We start from the raw sequence: 13079 nt of genomic DNA on the forward strand, positions 1-13079 counted from the left end.
CCCCCGGGTCCGGGAGATTTCGGGGTTGATTTGCCGGCGCGGGGCGTTATGTAGCCGGCCGCGCACCGGCGCGCCGCCGCGGCGGCGGCCGGTATGACCCGGCGGGCGCATAGCTCAGTTGGTAGAGCAGCTGACTCTTAATCAGCGGGTCCTAGGTTCGAATCCTAGTGCGCCCACCAGCGCCTGGCGGCGCGATCCGCGGTTTCGTCCGGCTCGGGGCTTCCGTGGGGCTTCGGCCTCAGCCTCGCCGCGCCATCCTCCGGCATGTTCCTGACCTAGCGGCAGGCGGGGACGTAGGCGCCGGGCGCGTCCTCCGGCGCCCCGGCGATCCCTGGCCTGCCGCGGCGCGGGCAACGCCTCGTCCCGGCTGCGGCACCGGCCACGGCGCCGCCGGTCCGGCCGCCTCCGCCTCCGGCAACGCGGTGATCCGGCCGGCGATGGCGGTGCCCGCGCGCCTGGCGCGCCACGGCGGTCGCCGGGATGCCGGGATGGCCTGACCCCGTCGCCGTCCGGACGTCCGCCTCAGACCGCGGCGCCTTCCAGCACTTCGTCCGGGATGCGCCGCGGCAGCCACTCGCCGCTCGGCGCCGCGCCGCCGAGGAAGCGGCCGTCCTCGACCACCACCTTGCCGCGCAGGATGGTCATGCAGGGCCAGGCGGCGACCTCGCGGCCCTCCCAGGGCGAGTAGTCGGTCTCGTGCAGCGTCTCGGCGCGCACGATGCGCCGCAGCGCGGGGTCGAGGATGGTGATGTCGGCGTCGCTCCCCGGCGCGATCGCCCCCTTGCGCGGGTAGAGCCCCATCACCTTCGCCGCGTTGGTCGAGACCAGGTCCACGAAGCACCGCAGCGGGTAGCCGCGCTTCGCCACCGCCTCGGTGTACATCACCGCGAGGCGCGGCTCGACGCCCGCATTGCCGCCGGTGGTGTCGTCGATCCGCCTGCCCTGCACCTTCACCGCGAGCGAGCAGCAGATCTCGTCCGTCGCCACCGAGCCGATCGCGCCGTCGCGCGTCCCGGCCCACAGCTCCTCCTGGTCCGCCTTCGACTTCAGCGACGGGTAGGTATGGTAGATCTGCCCGTTCGGGCGGCGATAGTCCTCGCTGCTGTAGAGCAGGTACTGGTGCAGCGTCTCGCCGTAGATCGGCAGGCCCTTCGCCTGCGCCTCGCGGATCGCGCGCACGCCGTTCGCCGCCGAGACGTGCATCATGTAGAGCGCCGTGCCCGGCACGTGCTCGGCGAGGCGGATGACGCGGCGGAAGGAGAGGTCCTCCGACAGCGTGTTGTGCACCTCCGCCATGTTCTCGAAGCCGACGCGCCCCTCGCGGATCAGCTTCGCGTACATGTGCATGACGATGTCGTTGTCCTCGGCGTGGATCACGCCGAGGCCGCGCGCGGCGGCCAGCACCTTGAACACCTCCCAGATGTCGCCGAAGTCCACCATGCGGCCGCGGCGGCTCGGGGTGATGTCGGTGGTGAAGATCTTCACCGTCGGCCACCCCGCGCGGATCGCCTCGCCGAGCTGGGCGGGGATGTCCGGCGGCAGGTCGCCCTCGACCATCACGTGGAAGGCGTAGTCGCAATGGCAGCCGTCCGCGGTCCATTCGGCGCGGCGCTTCTCGATCACGCCCTCGATGGTGCTGCCGTGGGTCCAGCGGACGAAGTCGATCATCGTGGTCGTGCCGCCGTGCAGCGCCGCGCGGCTGACCCGGTTGGGCCCCTCGGTGAGGCCCGCCGTGCCGTCCGGGTTGGGCAGGTGCCACAGGCAGTGCACGTGCGGATCAATTCCGCCCGGCATCACGATCTTGCCCATGGCGTCCACGAGCCGCGCGCCCTCCGGCACCGGGAAGCTCCCCGGCGCGGCCACCGCGACGATGCGCCCGCCGGCGATCGCCACGTCGGCCGGCCCGTCGCCCTGCGGGGTGACGACGCGATCGCCGCGGATGACGAGCTCGACCATGGCGCTTCCCCCTCCGTTGCGGAGGGCGGCATGGTCCTGCGGCCGCCGGTGCGGCGCAAGGGCTGGCGGGAGACGGCCCCGCGGCCGGAGCCCACTCCCTGGGCGTGCGAATGGCCGCGGCGGGCGACGCCGTCGCCGGATGCGTCCGGGCGGAAGGCGCCGAAGGCGGTGCCGGCGGTGTCGCGGAAGCCCGCGGCGGGGTCGGCCGCGGATCGCCCGCCTGGCGAAAAGCGGCGCGAGCGGGTTCAGGCCCGGCACCTGCCCGCAAGCCGTCCGCGAGGACGAGACGACGCCACCATGCAAGGGATCGCAATGGTCGGAGCGGCGGGATTTGAACCCACGACCCCCAGTCCCCCAGACTGATGCGCTACCAGGCTGCGCTACGCTCCGACCAGCGCCCGCGATCTAGCACCGGCCGCGCGCCGGCGCCAGTCCCGGGGGAGAGGGCGGCCGTTCACGCTTCGCTTCTGCCGCCGGCGCGCCCGCCGCCCCCCGCTGCCAGCGCGCGCAGGTCGCGCGCGATCGCCTCCAGCGCCTCCAGCGCCTCGCGCAGCGCCGCCGCGGCGGGGTCGGCCTGCGCGTAGAGCGACGCGGTGCCCCCATCGCCGAGCGGCAGCTCGCCATGCGTCTCGCTCCCGGCAGCCGGCCCGGGCACCGCGGCGCCTTCCAGCCCGCCCTCGCGCAGCAGCCGCTGCACGCCCTTGATCGTGTAGCCCTGCGTGTAGAGCAGGTCGCTGATCCGGCGCAGCAGCGCGATGTCCTCGGGCCGGTAGTAGCGGCGCCCGCCGCCGCGCTTGAGCGGCTTGAGCTGCGGGAACTTCGTCTCCCAGAAGCGCAGGACGTGCTGCGGAATGTGGAGGTCGTCCGACACCTCGCTGATGGTGCGGAACGCGGTCGGGGCCTTGCGCGGGCGCAGGGGGGGACCGCCGGCCCCGGCGGGGCGGCTCTCCTCGGGCGCGCCGTTCACGCGCCGCCGTCCCGGCCGGCCCGCGGCAGGGGCTGGCCGTTGATGCGCGCCTTGAGGACCTGGCTCGGGCGGAAGGTCAGGACGCGGCGCGGCAGGATCGGCACCTCGACGCCGGTCTTGGGGTTGCGGCCGATGCGCTGGCCCTTCTGGCGCACGCTGAAGGTGCCGAAGGCGGCGATCTTCACCGGCTCCCCGGCCTCGAGCGCGGCCGCGATGCGCTCCAGCACCGTCTCGAGCAAGGCGGCGCTCTCGTTGCGCGACAGTCCGACCTGGGCGTAGATCGCCTCGGCCAGATGCGCGCGGGTGACCGTGTTCATGCCCGAGCGATCCCTCGCAAGCCATTCAGCTTGCAAGAAAACCGGCATCCCCTCCGGTCGTCAACGGCGTTGCGGCTCCGTCCCGGATCGCGCCCGCCCGCTCGGGCACCGGGCAGGCCTGCGCCGTCACGTGCCCGGGCCGGTCGGGCCCGGGCTCGGCCCCGGAAGGTTCCGGCCGCCGGGGGGGCCGCCGAAGCGGCCGATGTTGCCGAACAGCTCCTGCAGCAGGGTCCGCTCGTTGCCGGGCACCGGCGTCTCGCGCCGGACGAAGGTGACCTGGCGCTGGTCTTCCGGGCCGAGCTCGCGGATCTCTCTCACCTTGCCGGAGTCGTCGAAGCGGATCGCCACCACCCGCTGCTCGCTCTGCGCGAGCTGGCGGCCCGGCCGCTGCCGGGTGACGGAGCTGATGTAGAACCACTCCCGGTCGTCGAAGGTGCTGCGCGCCGTCGGCGAGCCGAGCAGCGCCTGCACGTCCTGGCGCGTCTGCACCCCCGGCGTGATCTGGGCGAGGTCCTCCGGGTCCACGCGGTTGCCGCGCTGCACCGGAGGCGCTTCGAAGAAGGAACAGCCGGCGAGCAGGCCGAGGCTCAGCGCCGCCGCGGCGAGGGCGCCACGCGGACGGCGGGAGGCGGCGGCCGGGCACGGAACGGCGTTGACCGGGCGGGTGTGGCGGGCCATGTCAGCGCGATGCCACCGCCCCGCCGCGCCGTCAACCGGCGCGATGCGCGGGCGGGGAGCGACGCGCGCGATCGGGGCGCGGCCCGCCCGGCCGCCCGCATCCGGCCGGCCGAGACCCCGGCGCGACGCGCGGAGGAACGGGAGGAGCCTGCGGGACCGTGCCGCGCCGGATCGTCGAACGCCTCACCGCCCTGCTGGAGCGGCGCCGCCCGCACGAGCGGGCCGGCTTCGCGCTCTACGCCGCGGCGGTCGCGGCGGCGCGCGCGCCGGCGCTGTTCGGCCCCGGCTTCGCCGTGCCGGACACGCTCGACGGGCGCTTCGACCTGGTCGGGCTGCACGCCGCCCTGCTGATCCGCCGCCTGCGCACGGACCCCGACCCGCGCGGCCCGGCGCTCGCCCAGGCGGTGTTCGACGCGATGTTCTCCGACATGGACCAGACGCTGCGCGAGATGGGGGTCGGCGACCTCGCGGTGGGCAAGCGGGTGCGCCGGATGTGGGAGGCGTTCCACGGCCGCGCCCGCGCCTACGAGGCGGCGCTCGCGGCCGGCGACACGGCGGCGCTGGCGGCGGCCCTCGCCCGCAATGTCTGGCGCGGCGCCGCGCCCGGAACCGGCGCCGACGGGCGGCCGGCCGCGCCGGCGTGGCGCCTCGCCGCCTATGCGCGCGCCGCGGACGCGGCGCTGGCGCGCCAGCCGCTCGCGGCACTCGCCGCCGGCGAGGCCGTCTTCCCGCCCGCCCTCCTGCCCGCCGAGGGGGAGCCCTCCGATGCCGCTCCGGCCTGAATTCTCCCGCCCCGTGCGCGCCGACCGGATCAGCGCCGAGGGCCGCACCGAACGCCTCGTGGCAAGCCCGGCCGAACGCGCGGCGCTGGCGCGGCGCTTCGGGATCGAGGCGGTGGAGCGGCTCGAGGCCGAGGTCACGCTGCGGCCGGCGCCCGGCGGGCAGATCGCGGCGCGCGGCCGGCTGGTGGCGACGGTCGTGCAGGAATGCGTCGTCTCCTTCGCGCCGGTGACGCAGCGCGTGGAGGAGCGCGTGGACCTGCGCTTCGTCCCCGCCGAGGCCGCGGAGGCGCTGGGCGAGGAGGAGCCCGAGGCGCCCGACGTCGTGCCGATGGAGCCCGGCGGCGTGCTCGACCTCGGCGAGGCGCTGGCGCAGCAGCTCGCCCTCGCCCTCGATCCCTATCCGCGCGCCGAGGGCGCGACGCTGCCCCCCGACCTCCGCGCGCCCGGGGACGGGCCGGAGGCGGTGCCGCCGGCCGCGGGGGCACGCCCCTTCGCGGCGCTTGCCCGGCTGCGGCCGAAGCGGGACGAGGAATGAGCAGCAGGCGGCGGGACGACTCGGCATGCCCCGTCCTTGCGCCGTCCGGGGTGGGGTGGTAATGGCGGCCCCTCCCGAAAGAACCGGCTGACGTTGATTGAGAGAGGCCCGGCGCCATGGCCGTCCCGAAGAAGAAGGTCTCACCCTCCCGGCGCGGCATGCGTCGCAGCCATGAGGCCCTGTCGAAGCCGTCCTACCAGGAATGCCCGAATTGCGGCGAGCTGAAGCGGCCGCACCACGTCTGCCCCTCCTGCGGCCACTACCGGGGGCGTGAGGTGGCGCCCGCGGGCGACGCGCTGAAGTCCACCGTCCACACCTGACCGCGCGCCCCGCGCGCCGGACTGCCGCAGCCCCGTGTCGCCGCACAGCCGCCCAGGCCAGGCCAGCGCCGCCGCCGCCCCTGCCGCCGGACGCTTCGCGCTCGCGGTGGACGCGATGGGCGGCGACGGCGCGCCGGAGATGGTGCTCGACGGGCTCGAGCTCGCCGCCGAGCGGCACCCGGGGGCGCGCTTCCTGCTGGTGGGCGAGGAGTCCCGCGTCGGCCCCGCGCTGGCGCGGCGCCGGCGCGCCGCCGCGGCCTGCACCCTGCGCCACGCGCCCGAGGTGATCGGCGGCGAGATGAAGCCGACGCTGGCGCTGCGCATGCGCCACTCCTCGATGCGCGTCGCGATCGACGCGGTGGCCTCCGGCGAGGCGGCGGGCGTCGTCTCGGCCGGCAACACCGGGGCGCTGATGGCGCTCGCCAAGATCGTGGTGAAGACGCTGCCGGAGATAGACCGGCCGGCGCTCGCCGCGATCGGGCCCTCGGCGCGCGGCGACGTGGTGCTGCTCGACCTCGGCGCCAACGTGCAGTGCGACACGCGCAACCTGGTGGAGTTCGCGGTGATGGGCGACGCCTTCGCCCGCGCCGTGCTCGGCCTGACCGCGCCGACCATCGGCCTGCTCAACGTCGGCACCGAGGAGATGAAGGGCGACGAGCGGCTGCGCCAGGCCGCCGAGGTGCTGCGCGAGTCGCACATCGGCCCCAATTTCCGCGGCTTCGTCGAGGGCAACGACATCACCGCCGGCACCGTGGACGTGATCGTCACCGACGGCTTCACCGGCAACATCGCGCTCAAGACCGGCGAGGGCGCGCTGAAGCTGATGCGCGACCTGCTGCGCCAGGTGTTCACCTCCTCCGTGCCGGCGCGGCTCGGCTACCTGCTCGCGCGCCCCGCGCTCGACCGGCTGCGGGAGTGGATGGACCCGCGCCGCTACAACGGCGCGATCCTGCTCGGGCTGAACGGCGTCGTGGTGAAGAGCCACGGCGGCACCGACGCGCTCGGCTTCGCCCATGCCGTGGACGTCGCCATGGACATGGTGACGCACGGCTTCCAGGAACGGATCCGCGACGGTCTCGCCCGCCTCTCCCCGGCCGCCGCCCCTCCCCCCGCCGCGACACCGCCCCGCCTCGCCTCGGCCGGCGCCGGGCGCTGAGAGACGATCGCACCATGCCGACACGCGCGCTGATCGCAGGCTGCGGCGGCTACCTGCCGGAGCGGGTGGTCACCAACGACGAACTCGCCCGCCTGCACGGGCTCGACACCTCCGACGCCTGGATCGTCGAGCGCACCGGCATCCGCCGGCGCCACTTCGCCGCCGAGGGCGAGACCGCCTCCGACATGGGCGCCGCCGCGGCGCGCGCGGCGCTGGCCCAGGCCGGGGCGAGACCGGAGGAGGTGGAGGCGATCGTCGTCGCCACCTCCACCCCCGATTCCGGCTTCCCCAGCACGGCGGTGCGCATCCAGGCCAAGATCGGGGCGACGCGCGGCTTCGGCTTCGACCTCTCCGCCGCCTGCACCGGCTTCGTCTATGCGCTCGGCGTCGCCGACGCGATGATCCGCGCGGGACAGGTGCGCACGGCGCTGGTGGTCGGCACCGAGGTCTATTCGCGCATCCTCGACTGGACCGACCGCGGCACCTGCGTGCTGTTCGGCGACGGCGCCGGCGCGGTGCTGCTGCGCGCGGGCGACGGCCGCGGCACCCCTTCCGACCACGGCATCCTCTCGACCCACCTGCATTCGGACGGGCGCTTCGGCGACATCCTGCACATCGACGGCGGCCCCGGCTCCAACGCGAGACACGGCCTTTTGCGCATGGCCGGGCGCGAGGTGTTCCGCCACGCCGTCGTCAAGCTCGCCGCCGTGGTGGACGAGGCGCTCGCCGCCAACGGCCTCGGCCACAACGACGTCAACTGGCTGGTGCCGCACCAGGCGAACCGCCGCATCATCGAGGCGATGGCGAAGAAGCTCCACATGGAGCCCGACCGCGTGGTGCTGACCGTGGACCGCCACGCCAACACCTCCGCCGCCTCGATCCCGCTGGCGCTGGCCGAGGCGGTCGGCGACGGCCGCATCCGCCGCGGCGACCTGGTGCTGATGGAGGGGATCGGCGGCGGCCTGACCTGGGGCGCGGCGCTGGCGCGGTTCTGAGGCGCGGGCGGGCGCTCAGCCCGCCACCGCTTGGCGCACCCATTCGGCCCAGGCCAGGGTCCGCGCGTCCTCCCCCGCGGGCCCGACGATCTGCACGCCGAGCGGCAGCCCGCGCGGCCCGGTGCCGGCCGGCACCGTCACGCACGGCACGCCGAGCGCGGTCCACAGCGCGTTGAAGGCCGGATCGCCGGTCCAGCCGAGGCCCTCCGGCGCCTCGCCCGGCGCGCTCGGCGTCAGCACCGCATCGAACCCCTCGATCGCGCCCGGGAAGGCCGTGCGGGCGGCGGCGAAGGCGGCGCGGCCCTCGTCGAGCGCGGAAGGCGGCTGGGCGCGCGCCCAGTCCATCCGCTCGCGCAGCACCGCGGAGATCTGCGCGCGCGCCTCGGCCAGCTCCCAGGCGAGGGCCTGCGCCGTCTCCATGTTCATCACATGGCCGTGCCACTCCAGCGCGCGGGCGACGACGGGCGGCATCTCGCGCGGCTCCACCGCCGCCCCGGCGCGCCGGCAGGCCTCGGCCGCGCGCTCGAGCAGCGCGCGCGTCTCCGGCGCCGCGAGGCCGGCGGTCGGGCCGAGGCAGAGCGCGAGGCGCGGCGGGCGCGCCGGCTTCGCCTCCGGATCGCCGAGGTCGCGGCCGGTGATCGCCGCGACCGCGAGGGCGCAATCGGCGACGCTGCGCGCCATCACGCCGATGGTGTCGAGCGACTCGCTCATCACCTTCATCCCGGCGCGGTGGATCAGGCCGAAGCTCGGCTTGTAGCCGACGACGCCGCAGAAGGCCGCGGGGCGGATGATGCTGCCCGCGGTCTGGGTGCCGAAGGCGAGCGGGAAGAATCCCGCCGCCACGCCGGCCGCCGAGCCGGAGGAGGAGCCGCCCGGCGTGTGACGCGGGTTGCGGGGATTGGCGGTCGGCCCCGGGTGGCGGGTGGCGAACTCGGTGGTGACGGTCTTGCCGATGATCACCGCGCCGGCGCCGCGCGCCAGCGCCACCGCCGCCGCGTCGGCGCGCGGCCGGTGCCCGGCCCAGATCGGCGAGCCGTACTGCGAGGGCAGGTCGGCGGTGTCGATCACGTCCTTGACGCCGAAAGGCAGCCCGGCGAGCGGCCTGTCGGCGAGCCCGGCGCGGTCCGCCCGCTCCGCCGCGCGCCGCGCCGCGGCGGGATCGAGCCAGGCGAAGGCGCGGATTTCGGGCTCGCGCCGCGCGATGCGGTCGAGGCAGGCCTCCATCAGGGCGGCGGCGGAGAGGCGGCCGGCGCGGATGCGGCGCGCGGCCTCGGCGGCGGAGAGGTCGGCGGGATCGCTCATGACGCGAAGCCTGCGCCTTCGCGCGGGAAGGTCAAGCCGCGCGGTGCGCGCGTGCGCGCACGTCCCGGCCCGCGGCGCCGCGTCCGGCCGGCGGGGCGGGGCGCCCCCGGGCGGGCGGTGCCCTCGTTGCGTCCCCGCCCCCTGGCGCGGCGGCGGCCGGGGCGCCAGACTCGGGCGATGCCCGAGCCCATCCGAGTGGTCCGCGCGCCGCACGGCGCCCTGGCCTACGCGATCGCCCTGCCGCCCGAGCGCCTGCCGCCGGTGCCGCCGCGCGAGCTGCTGCGCGCCTGGGACGCGGCGCGGGAGGCGGCGACGGCGCGCCTGTGGGGCCCGCCGCGGATGCTCGTCTTCCACCGCGCGCCCGCCGCCGCTGGCGACGCACCGCCGGAGGGCGACGAGACCACCGAGATCGCCATCGCCGATCCCGACGCCCGCTGCTGGGCAGAGGCGATCGACCGGCTCGTCGGTCTCGACAGCCTCGGCGGACTGGCCCTCTGCCTGCGCCTGCTGGCCCTGGTCGAGGTCATGACCCGCGCCGCCTGGCTCGCCGACCTGTTCGACCTGGCGCCGGGCGGGCGCGGAATCGCGCTGCACCCCTCGCTTCTCGGCGCCGCCGCGCGGCTCCCGCTCGACGCCACGGCGCGGTTCGACGAGGCGGTGCTGGCGCGGCTATTGTCCCGCCCGTTGCCGCCGCGCCTCGGAGTCCCTGCCGCATGAGCCGAATCGCCGCCCTTCCCTTCCCCGGCCTCGTTCTCGCCGCCGCCATGGCCGTTGCCGCCTGCGCGCCCGCCGCGCCGGCGCCGCCGGTGTCGGTCTCCGGGCTGGTGCAGCCGACGCCGCGCGGCCCCGGCGCGGCGCCGGGCGGCGAGCGGGTCTCGCGCGACGCCCTGGTCGAGGCCTGCCGACGGGAGGCCGAGCGCGTGGTGCTGTACCGCGACCGCGGCCAGCAGATGCGCACCGACGAGGGCGAGAGCCGCGTCGGCGTGCAGGCCAACATCCCGACCCTGCGCGCCGAGACCGACCGGCTCGCCCAGCAGTTCGAGCGCGACCGCATGGTCGAGGAGTGCGTGCGCCGGCACGGCGGCGAGGACGGGCCGGGGCCGCAGGCCGGCGCCGCGCCCTCCGCGGCCGGAGCGGCCCCGGCGGCCCCGGCTCCCGCCCCGGCGTCCCGGCGGCCGCGGAGGAGCGGGTCCTGAGCGCCGCGCGGCCGCCATGGCCGCGCTCGGCTCCGCCCCGCGGTTCGCCGCTCTCACCCGCGCCCTGTCGCACCGCAACGCGCGGATCTTCTTCGCCGCCTCGCTGCTCTCCTGGACCGGGCTCTGGCTGCACCGCGTCGCGGTGATCTGGCTGGCCTGGGAGCTGACCGGCAGCGCCTCCTGGGTGGGGCTGGTGGCGTTCTGCGACCTGATCCCGGCCGTGGTGGTGAGTCCGCTCGCCGGCGCCATCGCCGACCGCGTGGACCGGATGCGGCTGACCATGGCGACGCAGCTCGGCATCGCCACGCAGGCGGCCTCGCTCGGCCTGCTCGCCGCGACCGGCCATCTCGGCATCGCCGCGCTGCTGGCCCTCGAGGTGGTCGGCGGCACGGCGCAGAGCTTCGCCCAGCCGGCGCGCCAGACTCTGGTGCCGGCGATCGTCCCGCCCGCCGACCTGCCTGCGGCGGTGGCGCTGAACAGCCTCTGCTTCAATGTCGCGCGCTTCGTCGGGCCGGCCGTGGCCGGGCCGCTGATCGCGCTCTACGGCCCGGCGCCGGCCGTCCTCCTCAACGCCTGCGCCTACGTGGTGGCGACGTTCACCATGCCGCTGCTCTCCGTCGCGCAGACGGAGCGGCGTGGGCACGCGGGCCGGGGCAGCCTGCTCGGCGACGTGGCGGCAGGGCTGCGCTACGCCGCGCGGCATCCGGGCCTCGGACCGATCCTCGCCCTCGCCGCGGCGGCCGCGCTGCTCGTGCGCGGGGTGCAGGAGATCCTGCCGCCCTATGTCGAGCGGCTGTTCGGCATGGGCGTCCAGGGGCTGGCGGTGCTGACCGGAGCCTTCGGCATCGGCGCCCTGGTCGCCGGCGTGCTGCTCGCCGCGCGCGGGCGCCTCGCCGGGACGACGCGCCTCTCCAACCTGGCGATCGCCGGGCAGGGCCTCGCCCTGACGGGGTTCGTGGCGACGGGATGGTTCCCGCTCGGCGTGCTCTGCGCGGGGCTGCTCGGCGCCGTCTCCTCGATGCACGGGATCGCCGTGCAGACCCTGGTGCAGAGCGCCTCCGACCCGGCGATGCGCGGGCGGATCCTCAGCCTGTGGGGGCTGATCGTGCGCGTCTTCCCGGCGCTCGGCGCGCTGGTGCTCGGCCTGCTGGGCGAGGCGTTCGGGCTGCGCTGGCCGACCATGGCGGCGGGGCTGCTGGCGATCGCGGTGTTCGCCCTCGGGATGATGCGGCTGCCGCGCATGGCGGCGGCGCTCGAGGACGGGTCCTCGCCGCGCGCCGCGGGAGACGGGAAATAGGGGGAAGCAGATGCTCGACGCCGCGATCGTCGGCATGGGCCGCTGGGGACGCACGCTGGTCGAGAGCGTGCAGGGGAGGAACGAGGCCGGTCTCCGCTTCGTCGCCGGATGCACCGGCCGGCCGGAGCGCGCGCGCGACTGGGCCGCGCGGCAGGGCATCCGGCTGCACGAGAGCTATGCGGCGGTGCTCGCCGACCCCTCGGTGCGGGCGGTCGTGCTCGCGACGCCGCACGGGCAGCACGCGGAGCAGGTGATCGCCGCGGCGCGGGCCGGCAAGCACGTCTTCGTCGAGAAGCCCTTCACCCTGAGCAGGGCGAGCGCCGAGGCCGCGGTCGCCGCCTGCCGCGAGGCCGGGGTGGTGCTCGCGCTCGGCCACAACCGGCGCTTCCTGCCCGCCATCGCCGAGATGCGCCGCCTCCTCGGCGAGGGGGCGCTCGGGCGCGTGCTGCACGCGGAGGGGAACATGAGCGGGCCGGGCGCGCTCGGCTACGCGCCGGACTCCTGGCGCAGCGACCGCGGCGAGAGCCCGCTCGGCGGCATGGGCGGAATGGGCATCCACATGGTGGACATGCTGATCCACCTGATGGGGCGCTTCGCCAGCGTGACCGTCGCCTCGGCGCGGCAGGTGCTGCCGAGCATCGACGACACGACGGCGATGCTCGCCCGCTTCGCCTCGGGCGCCACCTGCACCTTCGCCACGCTCGCCGCCGTGCCGCGGCACTGGCGCGTGACGCTGTTCGGCACCCGGGCGATTCTCGAGATGGACGGGCCGGAGCGTCTGCGCTTCACGCCGCTCGAGGGCGAGGGCTGGGTGCGCGACTTCCCGAGGACCGACCTCGAGCGCGCCGAGCTCGCGGCCTTCGCCGCCGCGGTTGCCGGCGGCCCGGCCTATCCGCTGCCGCTCGAGGAGGCGATCCACGGCGTCGCGGTGTTCGAGGCGATGATCGGCGCGGCGGCCTCCGGCGGGACGCACGCGGTGGCGTAGGCGCGGGCGCCGGGCCGCGTTCGCCGCCGTGGCGACGGCCGTGCACTCGCCACGGCCTGCGGCAGCGATTGCCGCCTGTCGTTCAAGGGCCGGCGCACGCGCCCGGCCGCTTCCGGCCGTCCGCGATCTGCTCTAGAAGCGGCGCGTGCCGCAACGGAGGAGACGCGCGCATGGCCAGGATCACCCGCCACAACTCCAACCCGATCCTCTCGACCGCGGTCGAGTACCACAATTTCGTCTTCCTCTCCGGCATCACCGCCGACGACCTGTCGCAGGACATCGCCGGGCAGACGCGGCAGGTCCTGGCCAAGATAGACGCGGCGCTGGAGGCGCAGGGCACGGACAAGACCCGCCTGCTCAGCGCCCAGATCTGGCTCAAGGACATCCGCGACCGCGAGGCAATGAACAAGGAGTGGATCGCCTGGCTGCCGCCGGGCGGCCAGCCGGCGCGCGCCTGCGTGCAGGCGAACATGGCCGATCCGCGGCATCTCGTGGAGATCATGATCGTCGCCTGCCGCTGACGTCGGCGCGTTCGCTCCGTTCGCCGGGGCGGCGGGACTCGTTCCCGCCGCCCCGGTTTCGTGTCTGCGCAC

Annotated in this window: 15 protein-coding genes and 2 tRNA genes; 11 read left to right on the plus strand and 6 right to left on the minus strand. The window is 76.0% G+C overall.

The genetic code is table 11. From position 1 onward, the window contains the following. The first annotated feature begins 103 nt into the window (after window positions 1-103). Window positions 104-179, plus strand: a tRNA-Lys gene (locus K1J50_RS03695). Between the two features lie 343 nt (window positions 180-522). On the opposite strand, the gene K1J50_RS03700 is transcribed toward K1J50_RS03695, so the two are convergent. The 5 genes from K1J50_RS03700 to K1J50_RS03720 form a co-directional block, all read right to left on the minus strand. Then, window positions 523-1956 (minus strand): amidohydrolase family protein, encoded by a 1434-nt coding sequence (locus K1J50_RS03700; protein WP_220116092.1) that lies wholly within the window; start codon window positions 1954-1956, stop codon window positions 523-525. A 313-nt stretch (window positions 1957-2269) separates the two neighbouring features. Next, a tRNA-Pro gene (locus K1J50_RS03705) sits at window positions 2270-2346 on the minus strand. Between the two features lie 64 nt (window positions 2347-2410). Continuing rightward, window positions 2411-2923 carry a MerR family transcriptional regulator gene (locus K1J50_RS03710; protein WP_220116093.1) on the minus strand — a complete coding sequence of 171 codons (513 nt, stop codon included), beginning with the start codon at window positions 2921-2923 and terminating at the stop codon, window positions 2411-2413. Continuing rightward, entirely contained in the window at window positions 2920-3240 is a 321-nt protein-coding gene (locus tag K1J50_RS03715) for an integration host factor subunit alpha (RefSeq protein WP_220116094.1), read from the minus strand. Before K1J50_RS03715 ends, K1J50_RS03710 begins: the two co-directional genes overlap by 4 nt. A gap of 126 nt (window positions 3241-3366) precedes the next feature. Then, window positions 3367-3918: an outer membrane protein assembly factor BamE gene (locus tag K1J50_RS03720; protein ID WP_220116095.1), complete on the minus strand. Its 552-nt coding sequence runs from the start codon at window positions 3916-3918 to the stop codon at window positions 3367-3369. A 158-nt stretch (window positions 3919-4076) separates the two neighbouring features. Between K1J50_RS03720 and K1J50_RS03725 the strand changes: the two genes are divergently transcribed. The 5 genes from K1J50_RS03725 (at window position 4077) to K1J50_RS03745 (ending at window position 7706) form a co-directional block, all read left to right on the plus strand. Then, on the plus strand, window positions 4077-4700 hold the full coding sequence (locus K1J50_RS03725; protein ID WP_369413513.1) for a ubiquinol-cytochrome C chaperone family protein: 624 nt from the start codon (window positions 4077-4079) through the stop codon (window positions 4698-4700). Then, window positions 4684-5235 (plus strand): YceD family protein, encoded by a 552-nt coding sequence (locus tag K1J50_RS03730; RefSeq protein ID WP_220116096.1) that lies wholly within the window; start codon window positions 4684-4686, stop codon window positions 5233-5235. The genes K1J50_RS03725 and K1J50_RS03730 overlap by 17 nt, the downstream gene beginning before the upstream one ends. A 116-nt stretch (window positions 5236-5351) precedes the next feature. Then, the gene (rpmF, locus tag K1J50_RS03735; RefSeq protein WP_220116097.1) at window positions 5352-5555 is read left to right on the plus strand and encodes a 50S ribosomal protein L32; all 204 of its coding nucleotides are present in this window, start codon (window positions 5352-5354) and stop codon (window positions 5553-5555) included. Between the two features lie 115 nt (window positions 5556-5670). Next, complete coding sequence (gene plsX / locus K1J50_RS03740; RefSeq protein ID WP_220116173.1) at window positions 5671-6711, plus strand: phosphate acyltransferase PlsX; 1041 nt, start codon at window positions 5671-5673, stop codon at window positions 6709-6711. A gap of 14 nt (window positions 6712-6725) precedes the next feature. Beyond that, window positions 6726-7706, plus strand: a complete 981-nt coding sequence (locus K1J50_RS03745; protein WP_220116098.1) for a beta-ketoacyl-ACP synthase III — start codon at window positions 6726-6728, stop codon at window positions 7704-7706. A 15-nt stretch (window positions 7707-7721) separates the two neighbouring features. Here the strand turns inward: K1J50_RS03745 and K1J50_RS03750 are convergent, their stop codons facing one another. Next, a complete protein-coding gene (locus K1J50_RS03750; RefSeq protein WP_220116099.1) occupies window positions 7722-9008 on the minus strand; it encodes an amidase in 1287 nt (428 codons plus the stop codon). Window positions 9009-9185: 177 nt separating this feature from the next. Between K1J50_RS03750 and K1J50_RS03755 the strand changes: the two genes are divergently transcribed. The 5 genes from K1J50_RS03755 to K1J50_RS03775 all read left to right on the plus strand — a co-directional run bounded on the left by K1J50_RS03755 (window position 9186) and on the right by K1J50_RS03775 (window position 13007). After that, window positions 9186-9725 (plus strand): hypothetical protein, encoded by a 540-nt coding sequence (locus K1J50_RS03755; protein ID WP_255574891.1) that lies wholly within the window; start codon window positions 9186-9188, stop codon window positions 9723-9725. After that, window positions 9722-10204, plus strand: a complete 483-nt coding sequence (locus K1J50_RS03760; RefSeq protein WP_220116100.1) for a hypothetical protein — start codon at window positions 9722-9724, stop codon at window positions 10202-10204. Before K1J50_RS03755 ends, K1J50_RS03760 begins: the two co-directional genes overlap by 4 nt. A gap of 16 nt (window positions 10205-10220) precedes the next feature. Then, complete coding sequence (locus tag K1J50_RS03765) at window positions 10221-11501, plus strand: MFS transporter (protein WP_220116101.1); 1281 nt, start codon at window positions 10221-10223, stop codon at window positions 11499-11501. A gap of 10 nt (window positions 11502-11511) precedes the next feature. Then, on the plus strand, window positions 11512-12486 hold the full coding sequence (locus K1J50_RS03770; protein WP_220116102.1) for a Gfo/Idh/MocA family protein: 975 nt from the start codon (window positions 11512-11514) through the stop codon (window positions 12484-12486). Between the two features lie 170 nt (window positions 12487-12656). Further along, window positions 12657-13007, plus strand: coding sequence for a RidA family protein (locus K1J50_RS03775; RefSeq protein ID WP_220116103.1), 351 nt, complete (start codon window positions 12657-12659; stop codon window positions 13005-13007). Window positions 13008-13079: the final 72 nt, after the last annotated feature.

The organism is Caldovatus aquaticus, from assembly GCF_019458025.1.
GTDB classification, from domain to species: domain Bacteria; phylum Pseudomonadota; class Alphaproteobacteria; order Acetobacterales; family Acetobacteraceae; genus Caldovatus; species Caldovatus aquaticus.

Coding starts and splice junctions, on each gene's coding strand:
- K1J50_RS03755 (WP_255574891.1), top strand. CDS start 9,186: ATGCCCGAGCCCATCCGAGTGGTCCGCGCGCCGCACGGCGCCCTGGCC.
- rpmF (WP_220116097.1), top strand. CDS start 5,352: ATGGCCGTCCCGAAGAAGAAGGTCTCACCCTCCCGGCGCGGCATGCGT.
- plsX (WP_220116173.1), top strand. CDS start 5,671: ATGGGCGGCGACGGCGCGCCGGAGATGGTGCTCGACGGGCTCGAGCTC.
- K1J50_RS03715 (WP_220116094.1), bottom strand. CDS start 3,240: ATGAACACGGTCACCCGCGCGCATCTGGCCGAGGCGATCTACGCCCAG.
- K1J50_RS03745 (WP_220116098.1), top strand. CDS start 6,726: ATGCCGACACGCGCGCTGATCGCAGGCTGCGGCGGCTACCTGCCGGAG.
- K1J50_RS03765 (WP_220116101.1), top strand. CDS start 10,221: ATGGCCGCGCTCGGCTCCGCCCCGCGGTTCGCCGCTCTCACCCGCGCC.
- K1J50_RS03720 (WP_220116095.1), bottom strand. CDS start 3,918: ATGGCCCGCCACACCCGCCCGGTCAACGCCGTTCCGTGCCCGGCCGCC.
- K1J50_RS03770 (WP_220116102.1), top strand. CDS start 11,512: ATGCTCGACGCCGCGATCGTCGGCATGGGCCGCTGGGGACGCACGCTG.
- K1J50_RS03750 (WP_220116099.1), bottom strand. CDS start 9,008: ATGAGCGATCCCGCCGACCTCTCCGCCGCCGAGGCCGCGCGCCGCATC.
- K1J50_RS03775 (WP_220116103.1), top strand. CDS start 12,657: ATGGCCAGGATCACCCGCCACAACTCCAACCCGATCCTCTCGACCGCG.
- K1J50_RS03700 (WP_220116092.1), bottom strand. CDS start 1,956: ATGGTCGAGCTCGTCATCCGCGGCGATCGCGTCGTCACCCCGCAGGGC.
- K1J50_RS03730 (WP_220116096.1), top strand. CDS start 4,684: ATGCCGCTCCGGCCTGAATTCTCCCGCCCCGTGCGCGCCGACCGGATC.
- K1J50_RS03760 (WP_220116100.1), top strand. CDS start 9,722: ATGAGCCGAATCGCCGCCCTTCCCTTCCCCGGCCTCGTTCTCGCCGCC.